Annotated in this window: 9 protein-coding genes and 1 rRNA gene; 4 read left to right on the top strand and 6 right to left on the bottom strand. The window is 71.6% G+C overall.

The genetic code is table 11. The annotated features are described in order from the left end of the window. Positions 1-13: 13 nt before the first annotated feature. Positions 14-1,564, bottom strand: a complete 1,551-nt coding sequence (locus tag KBX50_RS32335) for an alkaline phosphatase (protein WP_210941637.1) — start codon at positions 1,562-1,564, stop codon at positions 14-16. 180 nt (positions 1,565-1,744) lie between these two features. On the opposite strand from KBX50_RS32335, the gene KBX50_RS32340 reads away from it, so the two are divergent. Together KBX50_RS32340 and sigJ are read left to right on the top strand one after the other, a co-directional pair. Further along, positions 1,745-2,185, top strand: coding sequence for a carboxymuconolactone decarboxylase family protein (locus KBX50_RS32340; RefSeq protein ID WP_210941638.1), 441 nt, complete (start codon positions 1,745-1,747; stop codon positions 2,183-2,185). Then, positions 2,182-3,060, top strand: a complete 879-nt coding sequence (gene sigJ / locus KBX50_RS32345) for an RNA polymerase sigma factor SigJ (protein WP_307871143.1) — start codon at positions 2,182-2,184, stop codon at positions 3,058-3,060. Before KBX50_RS32340 ends, sigJ begins: the two co-directional genes overlap by 4 nt. A gap of 14 nt (positions 3,061-3,074) precedes the next feature. On the opposite strand, the gene ndk is transcribed toward sigJ, so the two are convergent. Then, positions 3,075-3,500, bottom strand: a complete 426-nt coding sequence (gene ndk / locus KBX50_RS32350) for a nucleoside-diphosphate kinase (protein WP_210941639.1) — start codon at positions 3,498-3,500, stop codon at positions 3,075-3,077. 141 nt (positions 3,501-3,641) lie between these two features. Here ndk and KBX50_RS32355 point away from each other — a divergent pair, with 141 nt between their 5' ends. Next, positions 3,642-5,138 (top strand): VOC family protein, encoded by a 1,497-nt coding sequence (locus KBX50_RS32355; protein WP_210941640.1) that lies wholly within the window; start codon positions 3,642-3,644, stop codon positions 5,136-5,138. Between the two features lie 51 nt (positions 5,139-5,189). Here the strand turns inward: KBX50_RS32355 and KBX50_RS32360 are convergent, their stop codons facing one another. From KBX50_RS32360 to KBX50_RS32370, 3 genes are all read right to left on the bottom strand, one after another. Then, positions 5,190-5,555 (bottom strand): DUF4233 domain-containing protein, encoded by a 366-nt coding sequence (locus tag KBX50_RS32360; protein WP_210941641.1) that lies wholly within the window; start codon positions 5,553-5,555, stop codon positions 5,190-5,192. Continuing rightward, positions 5,552-6,823 carry a folylpolyglutamate synthase/dihydrofolate synthase family protein gene (locus KBX50_RS32365; protein ID WP_247674874.1) on the bottom strand — a complete coding sequence of 424 codons (1,272 nt, stop codon included), beginning with the start codon at positions 6,821-6,823 and terminating at the stop codon, positions 5,552-5,554. The genes KBX50_RS32360 and KBX50_RS32365 overlap by 4 nt, the downstream gene beginning before the upstream one ends. A 185-nt stretch (positions 6,824-7,008) precedes the next feature. Continuing rightward, the gene (locus tag KBX50_RS32370) at positions 7,009-9,627 is read right to left on the bottom strand and encodes a valine--tRNA ligase (RefSeq protein ID WP_210941642.1); all 2,619 of its coding nucleotides are present in this window, start codon (positions 9,625-9,627) and stop codon (positions 7,009-7,011) included. 69 nt (positions 9,628-9,696) lie between these two features. Between KBX50_RS32370 and KBX50_RS32375 the strand changes: the two genes are divergently transcribed. Beyond that, positions 9,697-10,380 (top strand): hypothetical protein, encoded by a 684-nt coding sequence (locus tag KBX50_RS32375; RefSeq protein ID WP_210941643.1) that lies wholly within the window; start codon positions 9,697-9,699, stop codon positions 10,378-10,380. Between the two features lie 238 nt (positions 10,381-10,618). Here the strand turns inward: KBX50_RS32375 and rrf are convergent. Further along, positions 10,619-10,725: ribosomal RNA gene (rrf, locus tag KBX50_RS32380) — 5S ribosomal RNA — on the bottom strand; the annotation flags it as partial.

A 10,725-nucleotide genomic window follows, 5' to 3' on the forward strand; every position in this document is an offset into this window, starting at 1 on the left:
GGGGGGTGTCGAGTTAGGGGGTGGGGAGGGTGGTGGTCCAGAGGGAGCGTCCAGCGCGGTCCCGGAGGTGGACGGTGAGGGCTCGGGTCTCGGCGTCGATCTGCACCTCGCCGAAGTGTTGGAAGCCCTCTGCCGGGGAGGTGTTGGCCCGCGGTGGGGCGTTGACGAAGACGGCCTTCGGGCCGAAGGTGCCGTCCAGCGCGTTGGGGCCGAAGGCACCAGCGTGCGCCGGCCCGGAGACGAACTCCCAGAACGGCGTGAAGTCGGCGACCGCTGCCCGCGCCGGGTCGTAGTGGTGCGCGGCGGTGTAGTGCACATCCGCGGTGAGGAAGACGATCCCGGTCACCCCCGCCCGGTGGGCCGCACCGAGCACCTGCGCGAACTCCAGCTCCCGCCCGGCCGGAGCACCCGGGTCACCCTGTGCCACCCCCTCCTGCGCGCCCGCGCCGTCGGGCACCACCAGCCCCAGCGGCAGGTCGGTGGCGATGATCTTCCAGGTGGCCCGGGAGCGGGTCAGTTCCCGGATCAGCCAGGCCCGCTGCTCGGCGCCGAGCAGGCCACGCTTCGGATCGGCGTAGGTGTTGCCGTCGTTGGGGTCCTTGTAGGTCCGCATGTCGAGCACGAAGAGATCCAGCAACGGGCCGTACCGCAGCCGTCGGTAGCGCGGTCCGCGCGACGGCGTGGGCAGCCACTCGTCGAAGGCCCGCCGGGCCCGCGCGGCCAGCACATCCACCCGGCGCTCGGTGTAGCGGCTGTCGGTCAGCACCTCCCCCGGATACCAGTTGTTGGTCACCTCGTGGTCGTCCCACTGGTTGACTTGGGGCACCTCCGCGACGAACGCCCGCAGATGCTCGTCGAGCAGGTTGTACGCGAACTGCCCACGGAACTCGGCCAGCGACTCGGCAACCTTGAGCTTCTCCGGCACGACCAGATTGCGCCACACCCGCCCGTCGGGCAGCGTCACCGTCTCGGTGAGCGGATTGTCGGCGTACACCGTGTCACCGCTGCACAGGAAGAAGTCCGGCCGGCACTCCCGCATCGCCCGGAAGATCTCCATCCCGCCGAAGTCAGGTGCAATGCCCCAACCCTGACCGGCGATGTCCCCGGTCCAGACGAACCGCACGTCGCGCCGCTGGTGCGGCACTGGGGCGGTGGTCAGCGAGCCGGTCGACGGCGCGCTGGCCAGGCCCGGCCGGTCCAGGCTTTCCACCCGCACCCGGTAGTGCAGCCGCTCGGCGCCGGGCAGCCCGGGTAGCCGCACCTTGCCGGTGAAATCGGTGTCCGGGGTCAGCACCGGCCCAGGTAACCGGCGGGCGGCCCGGAAGTCGGGCCGGCGGGACACCTCCACGATCATCCGCCCCGGGCGGTCAGCCCGGGTCCAGAGCACCGCCGAGTCCGCCGTGGCGGCTCCGCTCTGCACTCCGTGCGTCAGCACCGGCCGCCCGGCGGGCCGCCAGGCCGGCCCGGCGAGCGCGCCCGGTCCACCCAGCAGCGCACCGCCGGCCACACCGGTGCCGGCGAGCAGACCGGCCCGCAGCAGGGTACGTCGGTCGAGTTCGGTCATCGTTTCTCCTGAGTACGGGGACTGACCGCTTCGGTCTACCGGGCGGACGTGGCCGTCGGCGTCTGTCCGGATGACCGCCGCCGAAACGGCGCATGACCGGCGTCACATGCCCCATTTGTCACGCGACGGGCCGGGCGATCCGTCGAGGCGGTGTCAGACCGAACTATCGGGGAGGTTGTCATGCAACGGATCAACGTGGCCGAGGTGGCACCGGAGGCCTTCGGCGCCGTGCTGGGGCTGGAGAAGTACGTCCGGGTCAACGTCGACCACACCGTGCTGGAACTGGTGAAGCTGCGCGCGTCGATGCTGAACGGCTGCGCGTACTGCGTCGACATGCACAGCCGGGAGGCGCTCGGCGCCGGCGAGTCGAGCCGGCGACTGTTCGCGGTGGCCGCCTGGCGGGAGGCGCCCTTCTTCGACGAGCGGGAACGCACCGCGCTCGCACTGACCGACGCGGTCACCCAGCTGGGCGAACACGGCGTGCCCGACGACGTCTGGGACGCCGCGGCGAAGGTCTGGCCGGAGAAGGCCCTCGCCGACCTGGTTTTGGCGATTGCCACAATCAACGTGTGGAACCGGATCGCGGTGACCTTCCGCAACGAGCTGCCGACGGACGTGTGAGTCCGGTCGACGCGGCGGAGGCGGCCGGTGCGCTCGACGCGCACCGGCCGATGCTGCTCGGGCTGGCCTACCGGCTACTGGGTAGCCGCCACGACGCCGAGGACATCCTCCAGGAGGCGTACCTGCGCTGGTTACGGGTCGACCGCGCCGAGGTGAGCGAACCGCGTCGCTACCTGTCCCGGGTGGTGACCCACCTGTCGATGGACCGGCTACGGGCCCGGCAGGCCGCCCGCGAGACGTACGTCGGGCCGTGGTTGCCGGAGCCGGTGTCGACCGCGCCGTCGCCGTTCGGGCCGCTGGAGCGTGCCGAGTTGCGCGAATCGCTCTCCACCGCGCTGCTGCACCTGCTGGAGCGGCTCACCCCGCCGGAGCGCGCCGTGTACGTGCTGCACACCGCCTTCGAGCTGCCCTACGCCGAGATCGCCGAGTTGCTGGACCGCTCCGCCGAGGACTGCCGCCAGCTGCACCACCGGGCGAGCCTGCGCATCGGGCGCGACCAGCGGCGCTTCACCGCCGACCGGGCCGAGCAGGAACGGCTGCTGGAGGCGTTCATCGCCGCCGCGACCGAGGGCGACCTGGCCGCGCTGACCGACCTGGTCGCCGCGGACGCGACCGCGTGGAGCGACGGCGGCGGCCGGGTACGGGCCGCCCGCAATCCGGTCACCGGCGCCGACCGGGTCGTCCGGTTCCTGCTGGGCATCCGGGAGAAGAGCTGGCCGCTCACCGTCCGGCGCACGGAACTCAACGGCCAGCCGGCCGCCGTGGTGGTCACCGCCGCCGGTGACGCGTACGCGGTCACCCTCGGCACTGCCGCCGGTCGGATCACCGACATCTTCCTGGTGGCCAACCCGGACAAGTTGCCCTGGACGGCCTGAGCCGAGCGGCTGACTCAGCCCAGTTCGGGGAACCAGAGCGCCAGCTCGCGCTTGGCGCTGTCGGCCGAGTCGGAGGCGTGCACCAGGTTCTCCCGGTTGGACAGGGACAGGTCGCCGCGGATCGTGCCGGCGGCGGCCTTACGCCCGTCGGTGGCGCCGATCAGGCCCCGTACCACCTCGATGACCTGGTCGCCGGAGAGCACGAGCGCGACCAGCGGGCCACCGGTCATGAACGCCTTCAGCGGCGGGTAGAACGGCTTGTCGACGTGCTCGGCGTAGTGCTCGTCGGCCAGCGCGGCGTCCATCGTCCGGGACACCATCGCGTCGATCCGCAGCCCCTTGCGCTCGAACCGGGAGATGATCTCGCCCACCAGTCCTCGGCGGACCGCGTCGGGCTTGATCAGGACGAGCGTGCGGTCGTCCGGGCTGCTGCTGGACACGCTGGGTTCCTCCTCAGAGCGGAAGCCGGTCGGGCTGGGTACGGTCAGCCTAGCGACCCGGTCCCGGCGCCGGCGCGGTGGCCGGCCTTCCCCCGGCCCCCGATCCGGCCTAGCCTGGCCCTGACCCCCGGGAGGTCCACTGTGGCGAATGGTGGCGGCAACCGACCCATCGCACCGGTACGCAAGTTGATCGCCGCGGTGCTGGGCACCGTGGCCACCTTCGTCATCCTCTTCGGCCTGGGCATGACCAGCTGGGCCATCGTCGCACTCGGTGCCGCCCTGCTGGCCCTGGCGATCGCGCTGGCCACCGTGCGCAGCGGCGGCCGTACCTGGGTCGTCGGCGCCGGCCACGTGCACAGCGCCTCCGAGCCGCCGACCCAGTACGCCTTCGGTCGCTGCGAACTGCAACTGGTGATCGACGCGCCCGGGCTGCCGCCCCGCTCCAAGAAGATCATCGAGCCGCGGGTTCCGGTGTCGAAGTGGCCGTCGCTGGGGCAGACCCTGCCGATCCGGGTGGCGTTGGACGACCCGCGACACGTCCGGGTGCTCTGGGACGAGGTGCTCACCCACACCGAGGCCGGCAGCACCGCCGACCTGCCCCCCGAGTTCGCCACGGTGCCGCCGGACGAGGTGCTGATCGGGCAGGAGGCGCCACCGTGGGCCGGTCGGGCACCGGAGGACGACTTCCACGACCCCTCCGGCGGTCCGTCCGAAGGTCCACTCGGCGGTCCGTCGGACAGCCGACCGCACGATGCCGCGGCCGAGCCGGTGGAGCACCACGAGACGGTGCGGGTACGCCAGCGTCCCGGCCGACCGGTCGTGCTGGAGGGAACCGTGGTGGAACGCTCCGACGAGCAGCGGCTGCCCCGCCGCGCCACCCCCGCGCCACGGATGCCCGCCGACGAGCGGTTCACCGAGGAACCGCTCAGCCCAGCGCCGACCTCGACCGGAGACGAACCTGCCGACCTGACGGGCGATCCGGTGCCCCCGGGGCGATCAGCGCCGCCACCGACCGGCCCGGCCTCGGGCCTGACCGACCCGATGGATCCCCTCGACCCGCTCGACCTGCCGCTCGACGATCCGGAACCGCGCCCGACGGCCACCACCGAGCGCCCGACGACCAGTAGCCAGGCGACGTCCGCCGACCGTCGGACTGTCGACGATCACCCGCAGCCCGCTGCGGACCGGGCGGAGGCGGTCGACGCGGGGGAACTGGACGAGGCGATCTTCGGCTTCGACCCGGACGCCGCCGATCCGGCGGCCCCGATCAGCGGGGTGGGCATCACCCTGCTGGTGACCGAGCTGTCCCGCTCGCTGGAGTTCTACCGGGATCGACTCGGCTTCACCGAGGTCGACCGGGGTGCCGCCAACGCCGTGCTCTCCTCGGGGGCGACCCGCCTGGTGCTACGCGAGGTGACCGGAGCCCAGCCGATCAGCCGCCGGCTGGTCCACGTCAACCTCGACGTGGACGACATCCAGTCGGCGTACGAGCGGCTGCGCGAGTCCGGAGTCCGATTCACCTACCCGCCCCGGGTGGTCAACCGTGGCAGCAAGCTGGAGGTGTGGGCGGCGGCGTTCCGCGACCCCGACGGGCATGGCATCGCGCTGACCCAGTGGCGGGAACTCGCCGAGGCGTGATCGGGGCCCGTCGGCCGCCGGTAGCCCGACGCGCGCCCGCCGCGGCTGCCGTCAGCCCAGGATCACCCGACGCACATGCAGCGCGTACGCCCACACCAGCGCGAACATCACGCCCAGCACGAACAGCGACCAGTGCAGCAGGCCGGACAGCAGCAGCAGACCCTGCAACACGGTGCCGGCGTGCCAGGCCCACGGCCGGCGCATCATGCCGGCGAGCACGGCGGCGACCACGGCCAGCGCCACGACCACGGCGATCGCCGCGCCACCGAGATCAGCGCCGACCGCCCGGATCGGCTGAATCGCCAGCAGCAGCACCAGCGCCTCCAGGGCGAGGGCAGCCGCACCCAGCCCGCGTACCGCCCGCTGCGGGTCGCGCAGGCCCGACCGGCGGGGCTGGCCGTCGCCGTCGCCGGTCATCGCTTCAGCAGCCGACGGGCGTCAGCCACGGTCACCACGGAACCGGTGATGAGCACCCCGACGCCGGCCAGCTCGCCCGGCACGTCCTCCTCGGCCAGCGCCACCGCCGCCTCGATGGCGTCCGGCATCTCCTCGGCCACCTCGACCCGGTCCGGGCCGAACACCTCCGCAGCCAGCGCGGCAAGCTCCTTGGCCGGCAGGGCCCGGGGCGAGCTGTTCCGCGTCACCACCAGTTGGTCGACCACCGGCTCCAGCAGCTCCAGCATGCTGGCGGCGTCCTTGTCGGCGAGCGTACCCATGACGGCGACCAGCTTGCTGAACGCGAACTCCTCCTGAAGCGCGGTGACCGTGGCCGCCATGCCCTGCGGATTGTGTGCGCCGTCGAGCAGGATCGTCGGTGCGGAGCGCACCCGCTCCAGCCGCCCCGGGGAACTGGCGGCGGCGAAGCCTTCCCGCACCGCCTCCACGTCGAGCTGCCGACGGGCACCCGCACCGAGGAACGCCTCGACGGCGGCCAGCGCCACCGCCGCGTTCTGTGCCTGGTGGGCACCGTGCAGCGGGACGAAGACCTCCTCGTACACCCCACCAAGCCCTTGCAGGGTGAGCACCTGACCGCCGACCGCGACAGCCCGGCGCAGTACGCCGAACTCCGAGCCTTCCCGGGCCACGGTCGCGCCCACCTCCGCGCAGCGTTGCAGGATCGGCCGGGCGGCCTCCTCCTCCTGGGCGGCGCAGATGACCGTGGCACCGGGGTGGATGATGCCGGCCTTGGCCACCGCGATGTCCTGAAGCGTGTCACCGAGCCACTCGGTGTGATCGAGCCCGACCGGGGTGAGTACGCACACCCCCGCCTGGATGACGTTTGTGGCGTCCTCGGCGCCACCGAGACCCACCTCGACCACGGCCACGTCGACGGGAGCGTCGGCGAAGGTGGCGAAGGCCAGCGCCGTGGTCATGTCGAAGTAGGTCAGCGGCTCGGCCGAACGGTCGTCGACCAGTTCGGCCAGGGGCTTCACCTCCTGGTACACGGCGGTGAACCGGGCCTCGTCCACCGGCTCGCCGTCCAGGCTGATCCGCTCCCGCACCGTCTCCAGGTGCGGGCTGGTGTACCGCCCGGTGTGCAGCCCGAAGGCCCGCAGCAGCGAGTCGATCATCCGGGCCGTGGAGGTCTTGCCGTTGGTCCCGGTCAGGTGAATCGACGGGTACGCCCGCTGCGGGCTGCCCAGCAGGTCCAGCAGGGACGAGATGCGGTCCAGCTCGAAGACCATCCGGGTGAAGCCACGCGCGGCCAGTTCGGCTTCCACCTGCGCGAAGGCGGCACGATCGGCCCGGCCGGCCCGCTCCCGGCGGTCCGCGCCCGCACGATCACCGGTACGGGCGCGGTCGGTCGGTTCGCTGGGTTCGGCGCCCGGCCGGTCGGCGCGGACGCGGTCGGTGCGGTCGACAGGGTCGGTCACGAGGAAAGTGCCTCCAGGGCGGCATCGATGCGAGCCAGGTCGGCCTCGGCGACCGCCAATCGTTCGCGGATCTTGGATACGACGTGCTCGGGGGCCTTGCCGACGAACGCCGGGTTGTCCAGCTTCGCCCGGGCCTGCCCCGCCTCCTTCTCCGCCGCCGCGCGATCCTTGGTCAACCGGGCCCGCTCGGCGGCTACGTCGATCGAGCCCCGGGTGTCCAACGCGACACTGACCTCGCCCGGCATGGCCAGCGTCGCACTGGCCTGGAAATCGTCACCGGCCGGATCCAGCCGCGCCAGCGACCGGATCAACGGCTCGTGCGCCGCCACACCGGCACCGGACAGCCCGTCGAGCCGGGCCGCGACCCGCTGGGTCGGGCGCAGGCCCTGGTCGGAGCGGAACCGGCGGACCTCGGTCACCACCCGCTGAAGGGTGGCCACCTCCGTCTCGGCCGCGTCGTCGATGAGCGCCCGGTCTGCCGTGGGCCAGGCCGCCGTCAGCACCGTCTCGCCGCCGGTGAGTGCCGTCCACAGTTCCTCCGTGACGAACGGGATCACCGGGTGCAGCAGCCGCAGCAGCTGGTCCAGCACGTGACCGAGAACCCGCCGGCTGACCTCGGCCGGTTCGCCACCGCCGGCCAGCACCGGCTTGCTCAGCTCCACGTACCAGTCGCAGACGTCGTCCCAGGCGAAGTGGTACAGCAGGTCACAGACCTTGGCGAACTCGTACGACTCGAACTGCTCGTCGACCTCGGCGGTGACGTGGGCCAGCCGGGACAGGATCCACCGATCGACGGTCGACAGCCGTCCGGCGTCCGGCACCGGGCCGTCGGTGTGGGCACCGTTGATCAGGGCGAACCGGGTGGCGTTCCAGAGCTTGTTGCAGAAGTTCCGCGAGCCCTGGCACCACTCCTCGCTGACCGGCACGTCGCCGCCGGGGTTGGCGCCCCGGGCCAGGGTGAACCGGGTCGCGTCGGCGCCGTACCTGTCGATCCAGTCCAGCGGGTCGACCACGTTGCCGAAGGACTTGGACATCTTCTTGCCGTGCTCGTCCCGGACCATCCCGTGCAGGGCGATCACGTCGAACGGCTGCCGGCCGTCCATCGCGTACAGGCCGAACATCATCATCCGGGCGACCCAGAAGAACAGGATGTCGTACCCGGTGACCAGCACACTGGTCGGGTAGAACTTCGCCAGGTCCGGGGTCTGCTCCGGCCAGCCCAGCGTGGAGAACGGCCAGAGGCCGCTGGAGAACCAGGTGTCCAGCACGTCCTCGTCCTGGTGCCAACCCTCGCCGGTCGGCGGTTGCTCGTCCGGCCCGACGCAGACCACCTCGCCGGCCGGGCCGTACCAGACGGGAATCCGGTGGCCCCACCAGAGTTGCCGGGAGATGCACCAGTCGTGCATGTTGTCGACCCAGGCGAAGTAGCGCTTGGCCAGTTCCGCCGGCTCGATGCGCACCCGACCGTCGCGTACCGCGTCGCCGGCCGCCTTGGCCAGCGGCGAGGTGTTGACGAACCACTGCAACGACAATCGGGGCTCGACGGTGGTCCGGCACCGGGAGCAGTGGCCGACGGCGTGCACGTACGGCCGCTTCTCGGCGACGACGCGTCCGTCGGCCCGCAACGCCGCCACGATGGCCGGGCGGGCCTCGAACCGGTCCAGTCCCTCGAACGGGCCGGGCGCGGTGATGACCCCCCGCTCGTCCATGATCGTCAGAGTGGGCAGATCGTGCCGCTGCCCGATCTCGAAGTCGTTCGGGTCGTGCGCCGGGGTCACCTTCACCATGCCGGTGCCGAACGACGGGTCGACGTGCACGTCGCCCACGATCGGGATGCGCCGCCCGGTCAACGGCAGCTCGACCTCGGTGCCGATCAGGTGGCGGTACCGCTCGTCGTCCGGGTGCACGGCGACCCCCGTGTCGCCGAGCATGGTCTCCGCCCGGGTGGTGGCCACCACCACCTCGTCGCTGTAGCGGATCGACACCAGCTCGCCGTCGTCGTCGGTGTGCTCCACCTCGATGTCGGACAGGGCGGTGAGGCAACGCGGACACCAGTTGATAATCCGGTTCGCCCGGTAGATCAGGCCGTCGTCGTACAGCTTCTTGAACATGGTCTGGACGGCGCGGGACAGGCCCTCGTCCATGGTGAAGCGTTCCCGGGCCCAGTCCACCGAGTCGCCGAGCCGGCGCATCTGGCCGAGGATCGCGCCGCCGGAGGAGGCTTTCCACTCCCACACCCGCTCGACGAACTTCTCCCGGCCCAGGTCGTGGCGGGAGAGCCCCTGCGCGGCGAGTTGCCGCTCGACCACGTTCTGGGTGGCGATGCCCGCGTGGTCCATGCCCGGCAGCCAGAGCGCCTCGTAGCCCTGCATCCGCTTACGCCGCACCAGGGCGTCCTGCACCGTGTGGTCGAGCGCGTGACCCATGTGCAGCGAGCCGGTGACGTTCGGCGGTGGGATGACGATGGTGAAGGGCTGCCGATCGCTGTCCGCGGCGGCCCGGAATCGACCGTCGGCTACCCACTGCTCGTACCGCCGCTGCTCTACCTCGCTCGGCTGATACTGGCCGGCAAGGGTCGGGGCGTCGGGGCGTCGGGCATCCAGTCTCTCGGTCACCCTGAAAGTCTACGGAGCGCTTCGACGGACCCGACGTGCGCCACCTGTCGTTCGCGTACGGTGTCGGCTATGTCCGACGCACATCTCAGCGCCCGCCAGCTCGACGAGGGAGCTCCGCCGGTCGAGCTGACCGACGAGCCGATCGAGCTGGGCGACCGCGAGCCGGCAGACGGCACCGACCGGCCCGGCGTACGGTCTCGGCGGCGACGTCTGGTCGTGGTGGTGCTCGCGATCATCGCGCTGATGGGGGTGGGCGCGCTCGGCACCTGGGGCTGGCGGATCGTGCAACAGAAGGACGCCCGGCTCACCATCCCCGACCAGGTAGGCGGTCTTCGTCTGGACAGCAGTGACCGGGCTGCCAGCACCGCCGACTACCTGCGGAGCGGGCTGGCTGCCGACATTCAGCTCGACAGCAGCTTCGGCGCCGTCTACCAGGACCCGGCCGACGCCCGGCGATCGGTTCTGATCTTCGGAGGCACCACTCTGCTGTGGCAGCCGGAGCGGGATCTGGAAAGTCTGTTCGAGCTGATGGCAGACGAGACCGCAGCCGTGACCGGGCTCCGCGGCGTGTCGCCGGGGCGGCTGGGTGGCGTGATGAAGTGCGGCAGCACCGGCGGCGAGGGCGGTGATTTCGCGGTCTGCGGCTGGGCCGACCACGGCAGCGTGGTGCTGGCCATGTTCCCCGACCGTTCGGTCGACGACTCCGCCGGTCTGCTGCGGCAGATCAGGGAGAGCATGCAGACCCGCGACTGACGGCTGCGGGGTAGTGCCACCAGGACGGTTCCTCCATCAGCGGGAAGACACACCAGAGCGCCGCTCCCAGCACCAGACCGACCGTGCTGTCGGTGCCGTCCAGGTTGAGCCGTTGAGCCGCACGTGGTAAATCAACACGTCGTCGAGGCCGTGCGCTGGGACGTGCTTTGGCGCTGGCGCGAAGACCCCTGAAACGCGTTCAGGGCCACCCTGGTGGATGGCCCTGAACGGGAAGAATGTCCGGCGGTGTCCTACTCTCCCACACCCTCCCGGGTGCAGTACCATCGGCGCTGGAGGGCTTAGCTTCCGGGTTCGGAATGAGACCGGGCGTTTCCCCTCCGCCAT

It is taken from the genome of Micromonospora sp. C51, from assembly GCF_018070435.1.
Lineage (GTDB): Bacteria > Actinomycetota > Actinomycetes > Mycobacteriales > Micromonosporaceae > Micromonospora > Micromonospora sediminimaris.

Bases quoted from the DNA above. Each gene is read 5' to 3' on its own strand.
- KBX50_RS32335 (WP_210941637.1), bottom strand. From the start codon at position 1,564: ATGACCGAACTCGACCGACGTACCCTGCTGCGGGCCGGTCTGCTCGCC.
- KBX50_RS32340 (WP_210941638.1), top strand. From the start codon at position 1,745: ATGCAACGGATCAACGTGGCCGAGGTGGCACCGGAGGCCTTCGGCGCC.
- KBX50_RS32360 (WP_210941641.1), bottom strand. From the start codon at position 5,555: ATGACCGGCGACGGCGACGGCCAGCCCCGCCGGTCGGGCCTGCGCGAC.
- KBX50_RS32365 (WP_247674874.1), bottom strand. From the start codon at position 6,823: ATGGTCTTCGAGCTGGACCGCATCTCGTCCCTGCTGGACCTGCTGGGC.
- KBX50_RS32375 (WP_210941643.1), top strand. From the start codon at position 9,697: ATGTCCGACGCACATCTCAGCGCCCGCCAGCTCGACGAGGGAGCTCCG.